Below are 20,561 nucleotides of genomic sequence, written 5' to 3'. Positions count from 1 at the left end.
ACATATTCAAAAACTTAACCGAATATAAAACATTGAAGTACAAGCAATTGAATAAAGACAAACTATATATCGTTACTTTATTTCGTTTTTTAGCGCATCACTAACGAAAAACCGTTAATCGAATGCTCCTGTTTCGCCACCGAGCCCGATCTGCGCGTTTCGGGCATTAATGATATCAACAAAATGTTCACAGAATATCCGGCAAAACATTATTTTTTTTGCCAGCCGGCAAGGTGGCGGATCAAGCTGGATGACCATGTCGTTAAACGCTTCAACCAAGGCCATCCTATCATTATCTTCAAACCTAATCCAGACTTCAAGCGCCGTTGACAATGCCTTTACGTTCAATCCGTCTATCTCCGGAAAAAAAGCATCCCAATTTTCGGCAACACCGGAAACAAACACGTTCGAAATTTCCTGCCCCAAAAAATGCAATTCCGCTCTCAGATCAATTTTTAGTGCGGCTGCCTTGGCCTTGTCGAAATCAAAAGAATCAGTTTTCATAAATAAAGTTAATTAAAGAACATACTATGTAAAACGCTGAATTCACTCAAGGGCAAGATTTCGAATTCAACGAACTCTTCGCTCATCAGGGGCAGTGCGCCCAAACCTTGTTTAAAGGTTTCGAAACATCCGCAATCACTACCGAGCCAATATGCCGATGTTCCTTTCAGACTAAAGCAAATATCATTGGAATACTTTTTTAAGTACTCAGACCATACGGGGTAATCCAAATTGGACAGATATCCATAAAGGGCAGCGAGCGGGAAACCATATTTGACTCTGAGACAAATCAATATTTTCATAAACTAATTTCAGGTATTTAATAAATTGAGCTTACTCACATTTCCCAAGTATTTTGCCAAGTTGTAAATTACTGATAAACAATCAATTAAAAATATCGCTTCAAAATTTGGTTACGCAATACCGTAAATCGGCAAAAAATCACCGACATATGGATTTGTTGGAAATGACCATATCCGGCGTAAAAACTAAATGTCGTGAAAGACATTCGTAAATTTACCATATTTCGTAACTTCACAATCTCATAGCCTTTGTAAATTGTTGTAAATTAACAAATTAACTATTGGTATATGTTTGGCTATCATCAAGGCAGGATCCCGAAGATTTGCTGATTTCATCCTTTAACCGCTTTAGCAATAACCCAATGGAAGAGATAGATACTAATACTGAGCAAGCGCGTACCGTTATACCAAACGTATTAGGAATGAAAGACTTTTCAAACCTGGACACTAAAGATGCAAATGATCTTTTAAACGCCCTTTCGCTTGTATCGGACATTACTGGCCTAAGAACGTTTTTCTTAAGAACCCTTCCTGAGGTGTTAACATATGAAGCAATGGCACTCGAGGTTATTGATGAAAAAACTGGGAAAGCAGCAAGGGTGATCGCTTCTCCAAATTGGTTGCAGGATCTGCAAATGCCGGTTCCAGGTAGTGGAATACGCCCTAATGAACCATTTTTCATTAACCTCTTTGATAAAGATGCCGCACCCGGCGAGGCCCCGGAAGATTCAATCAGCTGCGATCCACAATTTGCCATCTGTGTCTATTTGTTTCAGGGCAACCGTCATCGTGGCACATTAGTCTTTCTTAACAAGAAAAAATCTTTATACTGCGCAACAGACTTGCTAAAAATAAGGCAATTGTGTTTTCCACTTGTTATGGTGCTTCGCTTATTTTCGCAAACGAAGGAGTTTGATCTTTTTAAGATCGAAGCAGGCAAGATCGATAAACAGAAACAATTACTCCTCAAAATCGCGGCGGAACTTTCGGCAGTTCATACGAGATCAGAACTTTTGGGGATACTTAATAACTCCCTTTCGCAGTCACTTAACTTTACACATACCGTTATTACGGTCAGCAATTTGCACAAGCAAACGTACAGCGCATTTATCAGGGACCAAAATGCTCCAAGTACATCACATCCTGATTACAATCAGAATGTCTTAAACTCCTATCCGCTGACAGATGCAGTTATGACGAGAGTTATTCAATCACCTGATCCTGTAGTATTCGATTTGAAAGAACTTCGGAGCAATGCGGCAAAACCGGGCTGGTTACGCATGAGCTTTGAAAGTGGTACGCGGGAGGTTGCGGTAATGGGTCTCAAACAGGCAGATCAGCATTTTGGGGCCATTTTTATACACGCCATAGAAAAAAACACTTTTCAGAATGAGCAGCTGCTGATTTTGAAAGCTGTCGCACCACACATAAGTAATGTTGTGGCAAATATTATCAACAATAAAGAGTTGATTCGCCAAGAACAGGAAAAAGCTATGTTGTTAACCTTTAGTGATCAAGTAGCTGCAATTCGAACGAAACAAAATTTACTTGAATTAATACAAGATAAATTAAAAAAACTGTTGCCTGTCAGCCACACCCTTGGAATTCGTCTGAACAAAAATGGGCAAAGTTACTATGCGTATATATTAGACCCTGCGTCGCCAAACCGCCATGACAAAGGGTACGGCGAACTTATTAGCTCAGAACTACCGGTCAACGAATTGGTAAAAATGATAATATCAGCCGATTCTCCAATGCTTTTTGAATTGAAAGACATTATCAATCAACCCGATCCACCAGCCTTTCTATTATCTAATTACGAAAAAGGAATTAGGCAAGTGGTTTGCTCCCCTTTTGGTAACGGTAAAAGGAAAACCGGGTTCTTAACTGTTTTTGTTGATCCAACGGTCTACGTTTCCAACTATGATATTACACTCATCCAGGGCGCTGCCGCCCAACTTTCAACCGCCATCGCCAATATTATAGCTAACGAAGAAATAATTGAAGCTGAACAGGAAAAAACATCTCTGTTGCTTTTCAGTAATGAACTGGCCGCAGCTCGCGACGGGCATAGCCTCCAGACTGTGGTGACCAAAGGGCTTAAAAACTTGTTGCAAATCTCCGAATACCTTCTGTCTGTAAGAACTAATGACCAAAATACGCATACTGTTTTCTTACATGATAATGATGCACCATATGCAAATGACAGTCGTTTTGAGCTTATCACAAATAAAAACATTCCAATTGAAGAAGACCTTTTACAAGTCGTTTTCAATTCCGAAATTCCGATCAGGTTTTCTGTCGACGAATTATTGGTGCCAGGTAAATTGAAGATGGAAAGTGCCGGGTTTTGGAAATCTGTCGGCGTGAAGTCTATAACCAGTATTTCATTGCGTGTAGGAAATGAAGTGATCGGCGCTCTGTGGACGTTTAATAATAAAGATGAAAATCAGCGTCTAATGTCCGGCATCTCATCTTTGATTGCCGTTGCCTTATCGAATACACTGGCAAGCGAAACGATTCAGTCACAATTCAATCAAATCTCCAGTTATCAGCAACAGCTAGAAATTGAAAATCAATATTTACAAGAAGAAATTCAAATCACTCATAATTATAGCGAGATAGTTGGCGAATGTACACCGATGACCAAAGTATTTGAGATGGTTTCACAAGTTGCCGCAACTGAAAGTACCGTGTTGATACTCGGTGAAACTGGTACTGGAAAGGAATTGATCGCACGCGCTCTCCACAATTCCTCCCAGCGTAAAAACAAAGTGATGGTAAAAATAAACTGCGCTACCTTACCGCCAAACCTCATAGAAAGCGAATTGTTCGGGCATGAACGAGGTGCATTTACCGGTGCTATCGATCGCAGGATTGGTAAGTTCGAGTTAGCGAATAACAGCAGTTTGTTCCTGGATGAGATCGGCGAATTACCGCTTGACCTCCAGGTAAAATTATTAAGAGCCCTGCAGGAACGGGAGATTGAACGTGTCGGTGGCCGAACGGTCATCCATGTGAATGTGCGTATTATTGCAGCAACAAACCGTGATCTATATAAAGAAGTACAGGCTGGAAACTTTAGAAGCGATCTTTTTTTCCGCCTGAATGTGTTCCCTATTAAACTTCCACCATTAAGAGAAAGAAAAGAAGATATAGCTTCGCTGGCTTCCCACTTCCTCATGAAATACGCTAAAAATAGCACGCGGGGAAAAATGTCTTTTTCAAACAAAGCCTTAAAGCAATTGGTAACATATAGCTGGCCCGGAAATGTAAGGGAACTAGAACATCTTATCGAACGGAGTATTCTGCTGGCAGAGAGTCCGATAATTCAACAAGTCCATCTGCCATTTTCCGAAAACGGGGAATCTACCCATTTACTACAACAAAATGCCATCAAAACAATCGATGAAATCGAACGGGAACATATTATGTTCGTGTTAAAGAAAACAAACGGCAAGGTGGCAGGCCAAGGCGGCGCAGCGTCATTATTGAAAATACCTTCAACAACACTTAACTCAAAAATAAAACGGCTAAAAATTAAAAAGGGGCTGGCTGGAATTTAATTAGCAAACTTACTATCAGGCTTGATTAATCATTGGATAGGCGTGTGATTCCCTGTATAGCGATATAACAGGTTCATTAAATAGAAATGAAATTGGAACAACTTATAAAGGCCCGCAATAGAATTGCTTTTAAATGCAACTTGCAAAAAGTTACCTGCACCGTTACAATCTTACTTGGATTATTGCTTTTTCCTTTGGAAAAGTTGGAGGCAAAGATACTGGCTGTTAGCAATTTAAAAACAGTAGCAAACGATACTATCAATATCAGGAAGAGTTTAAATCTCGCTGTTAATTATTCGGACAAAGATTCGCCGGCTGATCTGAAAACAGCATTGAAATTATCCGGTGAGGTAATATTGGCGACCCAGGCCCCGGAATTAAGAAAATTTAGGGAAGAAGCGACATTTTTGAAAAGCAAATCGCTACTTCGATTAGGATTGATCAAGGAGGCAACTGCTGCAATCAGTGAATTAATAAATAGTCATCATAAATTCCATGAAACAGCAAAGGAGGCTGATACATGGGCGATATATGCCTTATATCTTCGCTCGGCAGGGCCAGATAACTATTTGGAAAGTATCTCATATTTTAAACGGGCGGCAGATCTTTATCGAATTGTACCAAATCCAAAACTCGCACTGGACATGATGAAGGAACAAGCTGATATTTACTTAAATCTTGGCCGGTTGGATGAAGCCGAAAGGATGCTAATTCAAGTAGTTTCTGGTTATAGCAAAATTGGATACAAAAAGTTATATAAATCCTATGATCTGCTCGCAGCAACTGAGCGTCTGAAAAAGGATGTAAATAAACAACTTTTTTACAGAATCGAAACGGTAAAGAGCATGGAATTGACCGGTGATTACCAGGATGCCACATACTATTACGCTAAATTAGCGATGGCATATTATTCCATTAAAAGATTTGACCAGGCTGAAAAATATTTTATAAAAGCTCTGGCAGCTAAAAAATCTGATAACTACGAATTATTGTACCATACCTACCTTGCTTATGCGGCAGAGGCTTTAATGAATCAGAATAAGTTTGCCGAAGCCAATAAACTACTTACTCACCCGGATGTAAAGTTCCCTAAAAACAATCAGCTCAATACTATTTCATATGAACAAGCAGTAGGTCGATATTACGCGCATTACAAAAAGCCGGATCTTGCGAGGTTTCATTTTTTACGTTCAATTGAAGTCACAGACTCGCTATTTAACCTTACGCCAAAGCAATTGAAAGATGCTGATTACTTTGGTCTTTTAATAAGAGCGTCTAAAGGATTGATCAATCTTAAATATTATAACGATTCGCGGACGTTAATGCAAAAAGCTTCAAAAATTCCAAACCTGCTGTTTGATCCGGTATACGTATCAGAATACGAGCATCAAATGTATTTAATTGATTCTATTCATCGCAATTTTCCCGGTACACTTCGACATTTCAAAAAATATGTTTCAATACGCGATTCTCTTTTTAATATAGATAAAACCAGGAAAATCGACTCGCTTCAATTTGCGTTTGAAAGCCAACAAAAAGACAAAGACATTATCACAAAATCAAAAAACATTACTTCGCTTACCAAAATTGGAGCCCTTCAAAAAGTTGAACTTAAACAGTCGAAGATCATCCAAAGCATCATTTTTGTCAGCATAATTCTTTTAATACTTGCCTGCTTCCTGATTTACTATCGCTATCAAAAACAAATCCGGAGCAACCGTTTACTAGAGGTGCAGCGTAAAGAAATTGCTGGTCAGAACTTATCTCTAGAGCGTTTAAATGCAAGGCAACATGGACTCATCACCGAAAAAGAGTGGCTGATCAAAGAAATACATCACCGGGTTAAAAACAACCTGCAAGTTGTAAAGAGCCTGTTAAGTTCTCATGCAGTTTACTTAAAAGACCAGGCTGCGCTTAATGCTGTTGCAGAAAGCCAACACAGGATTCAGGCTATGTCTCTTATCCATCAAAAGCTATATAACAGGGAAAATATAACCGATGTTTACATGCCGGAATATATTGGTGACCTTGTAGATTATCTGACAGACAGTTTTGAAATAAGTAAAACAGTCATCGTCGAACAACAAATAGATAGGATCAGACTGGATGTGGCTTCCGCAGTTCCCGTCGGCCTCATCCTGAATGAATTGATGACCAATGCCTATAAATATGCATTCCCTCATTCAGATAAAGATAGGCTGCTTATTCAGCTAAAACAGGTTGATAACATCATCACTCTTTTGGTTGCTGATAATGGCAAAGGTTTCCCATCCAATTTTAACTCGGAGCTTAATAACTCATTTGGAATGACACTTATGAATGGAATGGCAGAAGATCTGGAGGGGACAATTTCTTTTGAAGATAGGAATGGAATTCGCGTTACAGTTAAATTTGAAAACTCGTTAGTAGATAATGTCACCTTACCGCATGTTTAATAATCCATTTTAGCAAAGATTCAAGGCGAACTATAAGCTTAAAAGTAGGATTGATCCGCATGCAGAATTAATTCACCCGTGCTAATAATAATGTATATTTATACAGAAGAATATTTACTATCAGTACTTTTTACATAAACGGCCTCAAGAGCGACATCAATAGTTAGAATACAATTGAAAATTTCAAGGTTAAAAATCAAAGTATACCTGGTAAATGGTCTCACTCCCAATTGGTTATTTCCTTGCGCACTCATTTTCTTCTTTCCGTGCATATTGTTTAGCCATTCTGTCAGCGGGCAAATTCGAGGCGGGCTTATGCCAACCAAGGGAATAGTTGATACCGCCATGCTAGATGGTCTTTTGGCCACCGCCGACAAATATCGGTCGAACGACCTTTCCACCCATTGGAAAGAGGGGCTGGCATTAGCCGAAAAAGTCATTCTCTTAACGAATACTCCTGGATTGAAAGGATTTCAGAATGTCGCGAAGTTCCAGCAATCCTGGTTTCTTATAAAAATGGGAAACATTGCAGAAGGCACCACTATAATAAAGAAACTGGCTGAACAATATCACAAGGAAAATAAGCCTCTGGATGAGGCTGTTGCGTGGGGTAACCTGGGCGATTACCTGGATGACGGACTAGGAGGAAATACTATTGAACGTTTGGCCTGCTTTAGTAAAGCAGAACTAATCTATCAATCGCGCGGACGTCAGAAAGACGCCATTATTATGCTAAAGAATAAAGCTGATGTTTACCTGGTCTCGGGTCAAATTGATACAGCTAATAAAATATTACTATCAGTGCTGGATCGTTATAAGGCTATTTCTTTTAAGAACCTTCACTACACCTACGATCTTCTTTCCGCAATTGCCCGAATACGGGGCGACATCAATAAACAAGTTTACTACCAGTTGGAAGGAATTAAAAGCATGGAGGCAGCGAAAGATTTTGAATATGCGATCGACTTTTACGGACGCATCGCACATTTGTATTTGAAGCTTAATAAAAATACCCTGGCCGAAGTCTATTTTAAAAAATCACTTGCAGCAAAGACATCGCGCTATTATGACTACCATTTTGCGAACGAGGTAGCGCTTTATTCGCAATGTCTGATGAATCAAAATAAAAACAAGGAAGCGTTACAGCTTCTTAAAACGTCCAAAATGAAAACGCCACCCAGCGGTTTCAACAGAATACAGATTTTATCCGCCTATGGCAGGTACTATCTTAATACTGGTCAAGCTTATACCGGCTTACAATATTTTAAAAAGGCGGCGCAGGTTGCAGATTCTTCGCTCGACAATAAACTCATCCGTTACGAAGGCTATTTTCTATTTATGACAAAGACCTGCCAGGTCTTTATTGATCTTAAAAAATTCCAACTTGCTGAGCGCTATTTAAAGAAACTGACAACAGGACAAAACAACCTTTTAGATCCGGTAGATATCAAAAATTATGAATATGAACGATTTGTTCTTGATTCTGCTTCGCGAAACTATCAATCGGCTTTGGTGCATTTTCAAAAACAAATCAGTATCCGCGATTCGCTATTTAATATTGATAAAACGCGTAAGATAGATTCCATGCAATACGCCTTTGAAAGCAGACAAAAGGATATTGATTTAGCCGATAAATCAAAAAATATTTTTGCCCTAACCGCAATCAGTGACCTTCAAAAAGTAAAAATAAAACAGACAAAAACGATCCAAACCTCTATAATTTTTGGCACTGCTGTTCTGTTACTCGTTTCGTTGCTGCTTTACCGCCGTTACAAAATACAGGTCCGAAGCAACCGCCTGCTGCAAAAACAACGCGTCGAGATCTCCAGTCAAAATGTTTCATTACAATCTTTAAACACTAAGCAACAGGCGTTACTTACGGAAAAAGAATGGTTGGTAAAAGAAATCCATCACCGCGTAAAAAACAATCTTCAAGTTGTCAAAAGTCTTTTAAGTTCACATACCATTTATTTAAAAGAACAGGCAGCCATTGATGCCGTAGCGGAAAGCCAACACCGAATACAAGCCATGTCCCTGATTCATCAAAAACTTTACAATCGCGGAAACATTACAGATGTTTATATGCCCGAATATGTTGGAGATCTCGTAGATTACCTTACTGACAGTTTCGAAACAAGCAAAAATGTTATAATCAAGCTGCAAATAGACAAGATAAGGCTTGATGTCGCATCCGCTGTTCCGGTTGGTTTGATCCTAAACGAATTAATTACCAATGCCTTCAAACATGCATTTCCGTTTAAGGAAAATGATCTTTTATCAATCCAGCTAACACAAGAAAAGGAGGTTATTATTTTAAAAATTATCGATAACGGAAAAGGCTTTCCAAAAAACTTTAATGCGGAGTTTAATAATTCCTTTGGAATGACCCTGATAAAAGGCATGGCCGAAGACTTGGAAGGAAGTATTCAAATTGAAGATAAAAATGGCATACACGCCAAGCTAGTTTTTGTAAATTCTGCTTTCAAGCAGGTCACTGAACCAACGGCGTAATCTTTAAAATATCACCGGTAATAAGTTCCTTTATGCCGGTATGCAATACAAAACCCGGTAATATGAAGTTTATCAAAAAGTTTAAAGGCAACCACTCACTTAAAACATCGGATTATCTTTTCTATTCCAAACTAACATCTGACACGATAAGCAGATCGATAAAATATCTTACTAAAAAGAACCGCCCATGATAAATACCGGAGATAAAATGGGTAAGAAGAAGAGTTAGTCAAGGTAACTCATCAACATACTTTATTTCAGTAATACACCGGTTATCCATCAAATGTATTATATACCATTCTGCGACCTCTTTCGCGCCATATTTATCATTTGTCTATATTTATTTCGCTTTCGACAGTCGCTAAACTAAACCATCTTTGGAGAATCGAACATCTTGCACATCTATAGACACCATCACCGGATCCGAATTGATTGTGCCGTCTGGGTTCCTTAGATAAACATCTGTTTTGGCGGGGATTTTTACCCCTTGAAAATCCTCGTAATTGGACATGTATTGAGTAAATGCAAATGGCTGCAGGATGTCAGCGGAATAATCATGCCTTCTAAGCAGAAAATTGCGGTCAAAATAGAACGTCTGAACAGCATTGTGCGTTTGGATATAATCCGGGAATGCTACTTCGAGCCGTCTCCATATTTCACCGTTCTCTTCCCAGGGCTCTAATTCCCTAGTTTCAAAACCCGGCATTTTAAAATTAAACGGAGAGGTGAAGTAATTCCACCAGGTATAATTGGCGAAATAATGCAGCTGAGATTTGGTCCAATTCATTTTAATTTCCTCGTCCTTAAAAAGCTCCCTGGGGCGGACCACACAATTGAGGTCAGATCCATTGCCGCTTTGTAGCGTCATTCCGCCGGGGTGCCATACTGATTTCTCGAATGGTGATTCCAACGATCGATAGGATGACTGCTGCCTGTGAAGACCAGCTTCAAATATGCCGTCAGCAAACAACCCATCTGCACCTTTAGCCTTCCAAATTTCACCGGAAGATTTTAAATGAACAACCATGCCATTAAAGCTCTTCCACAAATCCATACCGCCATGGGTATCCATAACTTCATCAACTAAATTTTTCATAAAACGTAGTGGGCAAGCATTGTGCCCACAAACAAAACACTCAATATCAATAATTTAAGAGAAAAACACAGTTCATTAAGATACTTTATAACGTAAAAAAACTCTTAATAAATGAATTATCGTTTCTGCGGATCTTTAACTTCTCCTATTCACATCCAAGTCTCAGCCCTTGATGTTGCCACCCAAACTAACCTGCAATTTAAGATGCACAATCGACTACGTAGTTGAATAACGCTTATTGAACGTTTTTTTACGAAATAACATAACGAAACACTGACTACCTAATATTAAATCGCTGACTTTCAAACATATATGCCACGGCGGGAAAATTGCGTTTCCTTGTTAAAAAAATTGGTATGAATACGCAACAAATGAAAAAAACAATCTTTATCACTGGTGCAGGGAAAGGCTTCGGCTTTGAAATTGCAAAGGCTGCTTTAATGGCCGGAGACCGGGTGATCGCCACAGTAAGATCTAACCCGGACCTGTTATCAGAGAAACTAAATCATCATCCTGACCTCATTGTAGTCTCTATGGATGTTTCTCGTGAATCCGAAGTTCGTGAGGCCGTGGAATTATCAATAGGCCAATTTGGAAACATAGACGTATTGATAAACAATGCCGGTTTTGGTATGGTAACTGCTATTGAAGAAGCGTCCGATGCTGAAGTTAGGAGGCAATACGATACTAACGTATTTGGCTTGCTAAATGTTACCCGGTCTGCTCTCCCGTATTTGCGAGCTCAGCGCTCCGGCCATATCATTAACATTTCTTCTATGTTCGGTTTTGATGTAATTCCGGGATGGGGAATTTACGGTTCGACAAAATTCGCGGTCGAAGGTATTTCAAAAGGTCTGGCCATAGAACTCGCCCCGCTCGGTATTAAAGTCACAGTTGTTGAACCAGGCCTCTTTTCGACAGACTTTTTAAGCCCTGAATCATCATCGGCATCCGCAAACGTGATTGCTGATTACCATGACAGTGTTGGCCAGATGCGCCAAAACGCGGTAAAATTAAATGGTCACCAGCAAGGAGATCCGAAAAAATTGGCACTGGCGATCATTAAACTTTATCAGTCAGAACAGCCTCCTCTGCATTTACCACTTGGCAGCGACGCCGTCGATTTTTACAAGAACAATATCTTAAAAACAGGAAAAGATGTTGAGGATTGGATCGCTGTATCCACGGGTACAGATCACGACAAATAAGAACGGTTTTTATCGCGTGGTAATTCACTTTAACGGGAGGCCTTAGGACTTTCGTTGAAAGATATACTACGGCCCTGGTTTGCAAAACTGTCAACAGATTACTGCAGATAGAACTGAATGACTTGACAAGGCATGCCATTTGATAACATAAATTTTCCCTCAAACAAGGTGAATTGATCTCCAAAAAATGCCCATGTCGACTTGGGAACCTTGAAAGACTGTCGATGGGCTGCAGGGAAGTTATATAGCCGGAGAATTGGAAAACTATGCACTATTCGCACAATTATTTTAAAAATAAAAAAAAATCTAAAATGAATGACTTACTAGAATTAGCGATTGAGGCACATGGCGGAATGGATCGCTGGAACAAAATAAAATCAATTAATGCCGAACTTTCTATCGGCGGGGCCATCTGGTATGTCAAGGGAAATCCGGATGTTTTACAGGAAATTACGATATCTGCTGACACCCGGCAGGAAAAGGTCGTGATGAAATTTCCCAGGCAGGATAAATTGACGGTGTTCCAGCCGGGCCTGATCGCCGTCAAGGAAAACGGTGCAAAGGATTTCCAGTATTTCTCCGATCCAAAATCAATTTTTGCAGGCCATAAGCTCGATACCCCGTGGAAAAACGAGCATATTGCGTATTTCAGCGGTGAAGCGTTGTGGACTTATTTAACAATACCATTTCTGTATACCGAACCCGGATTTCAAACGGAAGAAATTGAACCATGGGAAGAAAATGGCGAAATATGGCGCAGGTTAAAAGTAATATTTCCTGAAAATGTGGTTAGCCATTGCCGCGAACAACTATCCTATTTCGGAAGTGATGGTTTATTGAGAAGACATGATTATACCGTTGACATCCTTGGCGGAGCCACGGGTGCTAATTACGCCTACGACTATAGGCAAACCTGCGGATTGATGATCCCCCGGTTAAGGAAAGTTTACGCTTTTGAAGGTGAGGCCATGGAACGCAAAACTATAACCGATCCTTTACTGGTTTCGATTACTTTCCATTCGATCAATTGCGAAGAATAAGATAAGAATTGGCGGTTTGAATTTTACAAGCCGCCAATTTCATTTATACATTAAAGTAATATTCCCGGGTAATGCCTAGCTTTTTCATTTTTGAATTCAGCGTGCTTGGCGGCAGGTCAAGAATTTCCGCAGCGCCGCCGGGACCGCAAACTTTACCTTTGCAATTCTTCAACACACCAACAATATGTTGTTTTTCCATTTCTTCAAGCGTCCTTAAAGCCGGCGTTTTTATGAACCCTTTACCGTCTTCTGATATAGTCTCGGGCAATTCAACCCGTTCAATGACTGGCCCGGTAGAAATAAGCATACACCGCTGTATAAAGTGTCCGAGTTCGCGTATATTTCCAGGCCAGTCATAAGAAGCAAGCTGGCCTAAAGCATGCGATGTAAACCTGTCTACGTTCCTGCCGGTATCTTTAGCGAAAATTTTTAGAAAATGGGCAGCTAATTCAGGAATATCTTCTTTTCTCGCACGCAATGGCGGTAACGATATTGGAAATACATTCAATCTATAGTACAAGTCTAATCGGAACCTGCCCTCGGCAACTTCCTTCTCCAATTTACGGTTTGTCGCCGCGATCACCCGTATGTTGACTTTGACAGGTAGCTTGCCGCCAACATGGTCAATTTCTTTTTCCTGCAGTACCCTGAGTAACTTGACCTGAGCTTCTAAAGGCATTTCGCCAATCTCATCAAGAAATATGGTTCCGCCATCTGCCAACTCAAATTTGCCAACACGCTTTTCTATAGCACCGGTATAGGCTCCTTTTTCATGTCCGAATAATTCCGATTCGATTAATTCATGCGGAAGGGCCGCACAATTAACTACAATGTAGGGTTTGTTCTTTCGGGCAGAAAGCAAATGTATATTGTGTGCTACCTTTTCTTTTCCTGTGCCACTTTCCCCGGTGATTAAAACAGATATTTCAGCCTTACTTACCACCAAAATATTATCAAGTACTTTAAGCAACTCCGGACTATTGCCAACGATATCTTTGAAGCCGGTTGTTGGCGCTTTCGGGCCTGGTGCCACCTCAATCATTTTGTTATTGACGACAGGCTGCTTGATTGAAGTAACAAATGGAATGCTTGATTCAACGGAAACTTGATATAGCAGGTCAACAATCGCGTTATTTGCCTTTAACAGCAAAGCGAGTTTCGATGAGGCGTATTCAGAAGGGTTTCTGCTGTAAAAAGACATCACAGCCATTGATTTGTCCTCCAATATAAATACATGTGAAAGCTTGGCTTCCAGTTGAAAATGGTTACTCAGCATTTTATCCCACGCATCATCCAGCAACGACCTGCGAAAATCCATTCCATTTAGGAAATAACCGCCTATTCCTTTGATTGGTTTCGGTTTAGACAAGTTAAGATCCCTACCAGTTAAACCCATGCTTTCCGGTAATGCGGAATTTTTCAGGATTTCGTATTCCCCGAAGCTTTTCCGAATAAAATTGAATTGATCAGCCTGTTCATTATGCCGAAAAAAGTCAATTTTCATGTAGTCGAAAGGAATTAGCGCCTGAAAAGCTGCAGGCACATGCACCATTTTTGATTCCGGATTTGCAGGAGCAGCAATCAAACTCTGAACCTGTTGCAATAGCAAGGTTTCCCGCTGTTGGACCAATTCAAGGTTTTGGCTGTGTTTTTCCCGGGCAATCTCCAGCATAATCAGCAGATCTCTTTCCCTGAATGGCTTGACAAGAAAGCCGTAGGGTTGGGTGGCGGTTGCTGATTCTAATACTTTCTGGTTCGTGTTTGCAGAGATATAAACAAAGCCAATTTTTCTCGCTGTAAGAAAGTCGGCCAACTCTGTACCGCGTGACCCGTCCTGCAGGAAAATATCCAGCAATACCCAGGTCGGGTTTTCTTTCTCAATGATTTTTTTAGCTTCGTTGACCGACGCCGCGGTTCCGCAAACGTAATAGCCAGCTTTTGTCAACATAAGCCTGAGGTCATTGGCGACAATGAATTCGTCTTCAACAATGAGTATATTTTCTTTCATTTTTAAATTTTTAATATCGGTTTATGCTTTTTATTCGTCTTTCTTGAAGGCAATGTGAACAGATACACCACCTTTATTACTAACCTGGTAAGAACCACCAAGCTGGTGTGTTAGTCCCTCCATTAGGGTTTGTCCGAAGGAAGAAACTTTTGGCAGCTCCATGTCATTATTCAGCCCAATGCCGTTATCAGATATATCAATGGTATAATGTTGCTGATCTTCCGTTTTTAAAATCAAGCTGATCTCTCCCCGATCCTTTCCCGGATATGCAAATTTCAATGCATTACTGACAGCCTCATTCAAGATAAGCCCCAACGGCAAGGCGCGGCTCACATCAAGACTTAAGGGGGCAAGTGTAAGCTTGCAAGTTATCCGTTCGTCTGCATCAAGGGCATCACTTAGATATTCAAGTAACTCCGGAATGTACGCCTCCATATCAATATGCGAGAGACTTTCTGTCTGATAGAGTTTTTGATGAATAAGCGATATTGCAAACATCCGGTGCTGGCTGTTACTGATCGCTTGTAAAGCTTCCTTGTTGTCCAGATATGATAGCTGCGTATTCAATAAACTCATTACGATCTGCAACGTATTCTTCACCCTATGGTGAATTTCTTTTATCAGCCAATCGCGCTCTTCTGTTACCTGCCCAAGGCAAGCAGAACGTTCGTCCAATAATCCCTGTAACAAAATTTGCTTTTTAAATTGCCGCTTATTGTTTCTATAATACCATGTACCCCCGAAGATCAGTAAAGCACCCATCACAATAGTTGTCAATTCGAGCGCGAAAAACCTTCGACTCCGTGTTCCTGAGTTGTTAGAAGTGACCGGCCCGATGATTGCGGGACGCGTCACCTCTTTTCTGTCGCGGTATATATTTTTAGAAAAAGGTTTGGCAGCACTGAATTTAAAACCGCCCGAACCTGATATTATTAAAAAAACTGTCATTGTTATAAGCATTAATAGCTTAAGCGGCAATATCATCTTCATCTTCTTAGGTCAGTAAACGGCGACAAGTTTTTTCTTTTGCAGTTATACGACCATTGCTCAATCGCGATGCCATTGACAATAAGCTTGTTTATCAATTAATTAACGAAATTTACATAAGCTGAATCATTGACATTTCGCTGATCGGCGGGCGGCCGCTAACGAATTGCCGCTTTTCATTACGCCTATCCCAAGACAAATAGTTCCTTTATAACCGGTATAATCACCGGGACCTTTATTCTAAGCGTCAGTCCGTTACTGTTGAATAATTCAATTTGACCGTTTAATTGATGACTTAGTCCCTTCATCAGGCTCATTCCAAGCGAATTGCACTGATTAATATCGAAATCGCTTGTAAGACCGGGCCCATTATCTGAAATCGTTAAAAAGAAAAAGCCGCTTTCTGTTTCTTCAAGTGCTATCATTATCACCCCATCGTTGCCTGCCCGGAAGGCGTATTTGAACGCATTGGTTACTGCCTCATTAATGATAAGCCCAACAGGTACCGCCTGTGCAACATCCATGCTGACGGGTTCAATTTCCAACACCATTTTTACATTTTTTTTACCGTCAAAACTACCTTTCAGGTAATTTGTAAGCTCAATGATATATTCTACCATATCGATTCGCGCGAGATTATCCGACTGATAAAGTTTTTGATGGATCAATGAGATAGAATGCATCCTGTGCTGACTTTCCCTGATCGCCGATAGCGCGGCATCATTGTCGAGATAGCAGGACTGAGAATTTAAAAGGCTGATAACAATCTGGAGATTATTCTTAACACGATGATGGATTTCTTTCAAAAGCCATTCTTTTTCCTGAAGAAGTGAATCCTTATCGTTGACAAGGGCTTCAAGTGTATGATTCTTTTTATTGATCGTTGACTGCTGTTCTTGTAAATGCAAATGGCTTCGTTGTTTGATCTGGTAACGGCTGTAGGTTATCAATAGTAGAATGATCAGGATTATCGCCCCACCGATGGTTATATTTCGAATAAGAGCAGCATTTTCCAGACTGGCTTTTTGTAATTGGCCTTGCTTTGTTAACAACTGAATGTTTTGGTTCTTAAGCAAAAGCTGCTGCTCCTTCTTTTCCGTTTCGTACTGAATTTCCATTTGCGCAATGCTTTTTACCTTGGTTACATTCATCAAAGAATCCAAAATAATCTGTTCAGCGTGCAGATGATTTATAGCCGGGATATATTTTCCCTGTGCCGAATCCAATTTAAAACGCCAGTGGTGCGAAATCGCAATACCCATATCGTTGTGATTGCCCCGATAATTAAACTCACATGCATCAATGGCGCGAATGGCCTCGTCAAATCGCCGGCTTTCAAAAAGATAACGGATGACAAAAGGAAAAATAAAAATTTTAGTCGTGTTTAAAGCATCCATCGTCGCAGCAAGCCTGACCGTCTCCTGGTAATACCGATCGGCAAGCTGGTATTCTTTTAAAGAAGTGTGAGCGTATAGCAACAATCCCGCTTTTATATATTCATCGTCCGTTTCCTTGAAGTGCATTCCCTTCAACATTTGTATCGCTTCAGGCTCTTTATGGGTGAAAATTAACGATTGTGCCAAATTCATAGACAATGTCGGCTGCATATTATCGTCATGGTACCGCTTCACAAAAGCAAGCCCGGTTTTGTAATAGCCGATCGCTTTATTAAGCTGCCCCAGCTTCATGTAGATCTTACCAAGGTGGTTGTAAATATGAGCTGTCATGTCTGTGGAATCTTTTACGGCTTCAGCAACGCGCTGTGATTCCAGGCCGAACCGTAACGCCTGTTTTAAATCGCCGGTTTGATAATAACAAACAGTCAAATACTGGTATACTCCCTGAACAGATTTGAATTTGGCTTTATCATAAGCGACAAGCGCCTGGTTTAAATAACTTATTGCCATCGGAATCTCATTTCGTATATGATTAAGGTCTCCAAGGCTTTCCAGGACATATCCCATTTTAAGGAACTGCTTAGTTTTTATATAACATTTCAAGCTTATACTGTCAAGCTTAATACGCTCAGCTAATTCCCGCCTGTCTTGGTAACTATACGTTCGCCCCAGCTTACGATAGGCGTCCCCCGTCATCAACGAGTCTCCTGCCGCTTGAAAATATTTAATGGCCATTTTCTGCAAAACCCGGGCTTCCGGCATTTTGCCATCGGCCTCCAAAATGCTTGATTTGAGCTCGTATACTCGACCGGCGTAAGTCTTAGGGTCAATAGATTTGCTTAACCGTAATGCTCTATCTGCGGCGTCAGCGGCAGCTCTTAAATCGTTTTTTTCTTTTTGATGATCGAGTAAATTTTTGCCGAGTTTTATTAATATCGAGATTTTAAGCGTGTCCGCTTTCGCTTTTTGGAAATCTTTTTCAAGCGAAATACGTTGCTGCATAAATTTATCTTGCGCGAACAATCTGTTGGCTGATGGAAACATCAATCCAATTACCGTCAAAACTTTTATGATATGCTTTTTCATATTGAATTTAAACCTCACACTCTTCATTAATCTCAACCGGCATTTCTTTTGGAATCAATACACTTATTGTCAACCCGCCATTGTTGAAGACGCTTAATTGCCCGTTTAACTGCCGGCTTAGTCCTTTCATTAAACTCATTCCCAGAGACATGTTTGCATCAATATCAAAATCAACAGAAAGGCCGGGCCCGTTATCCGCCACGGAAATCAATATAGATTGCGCGTCGGGTTCGTCTAAAGTGATAGTTACCTTTCCACATTGCCCCGGTCCGAAGGCATATTTTATGGAATTGGTAATCGCTTCATTTAAAATCAGGCCGATAGGAACAGCCTGTGCCACATCAAGGGTCACCGGCTCCACTTGTAAGTCAATGTCTATTTCCTTTTGCCCGCAAAAGCTGTCCTTCAGGTAATCTGTTAGCTCCATGATATATTCAAACATATCGATGCGGGCAAGGCTTTCAGATTGGTAGAGCTTTTGATGAATGAGCGAAATGGATTGCATGCGGTGCTGGCTTTCACGAATCACCGATAACGCAGCATCATCATTCAGATAAGTGGACTGGGAATTTAGCAGGCTGATAACAATTTGCAGATTGTTTTTTACGCGGTGATGGATCTCCTTAATCAGCCATTCTTTTTCAGTAATCAACACCCCCTGCTTTTTATTCAGTAAGCTAAGGGATTGATTTTTTCGGGAAATTTCAACTCGCTGGCCGTTAAGCAGCCGGTTGTTTCTGATAAGGAGAATAGAAAACCCAAGCAAAAGTACAAGGCCTATGATAATCATAGTCTGTATTATGTTCGATTGCCTGATCTTCACTTTTTGCAGGTCACTTATTTTTGTGAGATTAGCAATGTTTTTTACTTTGAGAAGTAGTTCCTGATCTTTTCCAAGCGATTCAAATGCATATTGAATAGAATCGATTTTCCTGGTTTTATCAACATTATTGACTGTATCCAAAAGCCCCTTGTATTTTCGGTAATGTTCAAATGCACCTTTGAAATTCCGGGATGCAGAATCAAGTATATAAAGTTGCTGCTCGTACTGACTTGAAATGTACGGGTCAAACAAGGTTGTTGGGATTTTTGAAAGCCTTTTAAGGATAGCTACCGCTTCCCGGAATTGCTTTAATACGGTAAACGCCTTAGATACCCGTATAATGTAACTAAAGTAAGTGTACCCTGCCAGGTTCTGGTACTTATAGGCGGAATCCGCTTTTATAGCCGACTTGTTAAAATAGTAAATAGCCACTGATGGCATATTTTTATGAAGAAAGTATCGCCCCTTCGCCTGATTTACTTGCACGTCCCACTTCAGGTCAATTGGGTTGTTCAGCTTGATCTTAGTATTTAGCAAGGCGTAAGCCTGTTCATACTTATTTTCAAACATTAGATTTTCGGCGGCTGAAGAGACGACATAGTAATAGGAATAATTGTAAAACACAGAATTCTTTGCAGCCAGTGCTTTATCGTAATACTTTTCAGCCAGGTTATATTTTTTTAGGTTTTTGTATGCTGCTGCGAGTCCGGTATAATATTGAGTTTGATAGTAGTAATCTCCGGTGGCCTCCATACTTTTTACAACCTCCAGCCTGTAATGCAAATCATTATCGATATTTTTTCTTAATCTTTCGATCGATGCAAGCAAGTCGTAGGTATAATGTAGTTTTTTATAGTGTATCGCTTTATATGCTCCGATTACTTTTAGCAATAACGCTTCTGCCTGATCGAGTTTTCCCTGATTGAGTAAAATATCGGCGATTTCTTTATCCATTCCAATACTGTTAACTGCATCATGTTGTGCTGCATAAAGCACTTTCAATTGCTGAAAACAATTCAAGCGTTCCTGCAAGTATTCTTTTTGCCCCGTAAGCTGGGTAGCTAACTGGGTCCAGGTGATCAATTCTTCTTTCGACTCACCCCATTTTCTCTGGCTTTCGGCTATAACCTTTATCCCGGCTATCGCTTCTTTATACCTGTTCTGCGCAAATAGGTACCAGGAATTAAAAAACATGGCCTCATTGCGCAAATTTCTAAGGTCATTGTTTTTGGCCAATGAAATAACCTTTTCAGCGCACGCTCTTCCTATGCGCCATTTACCGTTGGAACTATCTCCCGTCGCAAAACGCTTGGCTGTATTCAAAAGCCGCTCAATTATTTTCCTGTCCGGCACAGTTTGCCTTAGATCCATTTTTACCTGTACTAAACTGTCCGGGGACGATACCTTGATTTGCGCGCCTGTTCCTGCCTTCAACGCTTGGTTAATAAGCATTAGCAAGAAAAATAAAACCGACCAGGTAGACTTTGGTATCATAAATATTGCATCAGGAATATACCGTTAAAAGAAAATAACGAGCCAAACTATAAATTACTGCAAATCAGTAATTTATATACAAAATAGGCGCAAATAAATACTTT

11 protein-coding genes are annotated in these 20,561 nt (G+C 40.3%); 5 read left to right on the top strand and 6 right to left on the bottom strand.

Annotated features, from left to right (window positions below; genetic code table 11):
* Window positions 1–114: 114 nt before the first annotated feature.
* The gene (locus IDJ75_RS11510; protein WP_191175766.1) at window positions 115–504 is read right to left on the bottom strand and encodes a hypothetical protein; all 390 of its coding nucleotides are present in this window, start codon (window positions 502–504) and stop codon (window positions 115–117) included.
* Window positions 505–1,168: 664 nt separating this feature from the next.
* Here IDJ75_RS11510 and IDJ75_RS21155 point away from each other — a divergent pair.
* The 3 genes from IDJ75_RS21155 (at window position 1,169) to IDJ75_RS11495 (ending at window position 9,318) form a co-directional block, all read left to right on the top strand.
* Window positions 1,169–4,372 (top strand): sigma 54-interacting transcriptional regulator, encoded by a 3,204-nt coding sequence (locus tag IDJ75_RS21155; protein WP_224746568.1) that lies wholly within the window; start codon window positions 1,169–1,171, stop codon window positions 4,370–4,372.
* An 86-nt stretch (window positions 4,373–4,458) separates the two neighbouring features.
* Window positions 4,459–6,807 (top strand): tetratricopeptide repeat-containing sensor histidine kinase, encoded by a 2,349-nt coding sequence (locus IDJ75_RS11500; protein ID WP_191175765.1) that lies wholly within the window; start codon window positions 4,459–4,461, stop codon window positions 6,805–6,807.
* A gap of 315 nt (window positions 6,808–7,122) precedes the next feature.
* Window positions 7,123–9,318: a tetratricopeptide repeat-containing sensor histidine kinase gene (locus IDJ75_RS11495; protein ID WP_191175764.1), complete on the top strand. Its 2,196-nt coding sequence runs from the start codon at window positions 7,123–7,125 to the stop codon at window positions 9,316–9,318.
* A gap of 361 nt (window positions 9,319–9,679) precedes the next feature.
* Here IDJ75_RS11495 and IDJ75_RS11490 read toward each other — a convergent pair whose 3' ends face one another.
* Window positions 9,680–10,414 carry a hypothetical protein gene (locus IDJ75_RS11490; RefSeq protein ID WP_191175763.1) on the bottom strand — a complete coding sequence of 245 codons (735 nt, stop codon included), beginning with the start codon at window positions 10,412–10,414 and terminating at the stop codon, window positions 9,680–9,682.
* A gap of 356 nt (window positions 10,415–10,770) precedes the next feature.
* Between IDJ75_RS11490 and IDJ75_RS11485 the strand changes: the two genes are divergently transcribed.
* The gene (locus IDJ75_RS11485) at window positions 10,771–11,622 is read left to right on the top strand and encodes an oxidoreductase (protein ID WP_224746567.1); all 852 of its coding nucleotides are present in this window, start codon (window positions 10,771–10,773) and stop codon (window positions 11,620–11,622) included.
* Window positions 11,623–11,933: 311 nt separating this feature from the next.
* A complete protein-coding gene (locus tag IDJ75_RS11480) occupies window positions 11,934–12,662 on the top strand; it encodes a hypothetical protein (protein WP_191175762.1) in 729 nt (242 codons plus the stop codon).
* Between the two features lie 43 nt (window positions 12,663–12,705).
* Here IDJ75_RS11480 and IDJ75_RS11475 read toward each other — a convergent pair whose 3' ends face one another.
* The 4 genes from IDJ75_RS11475 to IDJ75_RS11460 form a co-directional block, all read right to left on the bottom strand.
* Window positions 12,706–14,670, bottom strand: a complete 1,965-nt coding sequence (locus tag IDJ75_RS11475; RefSeq protein ID WP_191175761.1) for a sigma-54 dependent transcriptional regulator — start codon at window positions 14,668–14,670, stop codon at window positions 12,706–12,708.
* 30 nt (window positions 14,671–14,700) lie between these two features.
* Entirely contained in the window at window positions 14,701–15,660 is a 960-nt protein-coding gene (locus IDJ75_RS11470; RefSeq protein ID WP_191175760.1) for a sensor histidine kinase, read from the bottom strand.
* A gap of 182 nt (window positions 15,661–15,842) precedes the next feature.
* Entirely contained in the window at window positions 15,843–18,140 is a 2,298-nt protein-coding gene (locus IDJ75_RS11465; protein WP_191175759.1) for a tetratricopeptide repeat-containing sensor histidine kinase, read from the bottom strand.
* A 7-nt stretch (window positions 18,141–18,147) separates the two neighbouring features.
* Window positions 18,148–20,415 carry a sensor histidine kinase gene (locus tag IDJ75_RS11460; protein WP_191175758.1) on the bottom strand — a complete coding sequence of 756 codons (2,268 nt, stop codon included), beginning with the start codon at window positions 20,413–20,415 and terminating at the stop codon, window positions 18,148–18,150.
* Window positions 20,416–20,561 lie beyond the last annotated feature (146 nt).

The organism is Mucilaginibacter rigui, from assembly GCF_014773275.1.
Lineage (GTDB): Bacteria > Bacteroidota > Bacteroidia > Sphingobacteriales > Sphingobacteriaceae > Mucilaginibacter > Mucilaginibacter rigui_A.
Note: the sequence above shows the minus strand (reverse complement) of the source record. Positions and strands in the feature narration are given on the sequence as shown.

What these genes read in the sequence shown, in the direction of transcription:
- IDJ75_RS11485 (WP_224746567.1), top strand. Translation starts at nt 10,771, where the DNA reads ATGAATACGCAACAAATGAAAAAAACAATCTTTATCACTGGTGCAGGG.
- IDJ75_RS11490 (WP_191175763.1), bottom strand. Translation starts at nt 10,414, where the DNA reads ATGAAAAATTTAGTTGATGAAGTTATGGATACCCATGGCGGTATGGAT.
- IDJ75_RS11465 (WP_191175759.1), bottom strand. Translation starts at nt 18,140, where the DNA reads ATGAAAAAGCATATCATAAAAGTTTTGACGGTAATTGGATTGATGTTT.
- IDJ75_RS11480 (WP_191175762.1), top strand. Translation starts at nt 11,934, where the DNA reads ATGAATGACTTACTAGAATTAGCGATTGAGGCACATGGCGGAATGGAT.
- IDJ75_RS11460 (WP_191175758.1), bottom strand. Translation starts at nt 20,415, where the DNA reads ATGCTTATTAACCAAGCGTTGAAGGCAGGAACAGGCGCGCAAATCAAG.
- IDJ75_RS11510 (WP_191175766.1), bottom strand. Translation starts at nt 504, where the DNA reads ATGAAAACTGATTCTTTTGATTTCGACAAGGCCAAGGCAGCCGCACTA.
- IDJ75_RS11495 (WP_191175764.1), top strand. Translation starts at nt 7,123, where the DNA reads ATGCCAACCAAGGGAATAGTTGATACCGCCATGCTAGATGGTCTTTTG.
- IDJ75_RS11475 (WP_191175761.1), bottom strand. Translation starts at nt 14,670, where the DNA reads ATGAAAGAAAATATACTCATTGTTGAAGACGAATTCATTGTCGCCAAT.
- IDJ75_RS21155 (WP_224746568.1), top strand. Translation starts at nt 1,169, where the DNA reads ATGGAAGAGATAGATACTAATACTGAGCAAGCGCGTACCGTTATACCA.
- IDJ75_RS11500 (WP_191175765.1), top strand. Translation starts at nt 4,459, where the DNA reads ATGAAATTGGAACAACTTATAAAGGCCCGCAATAGAATTGCTTTTAAA.
- IDJ75_RS11470 (WP_191175760.1), bottom strand. Translation starts at nt 15,660, where the DNA reads ATGAAGATGATATTGCCGCTTAAGCTATTAATGCTTATAACAATGACA.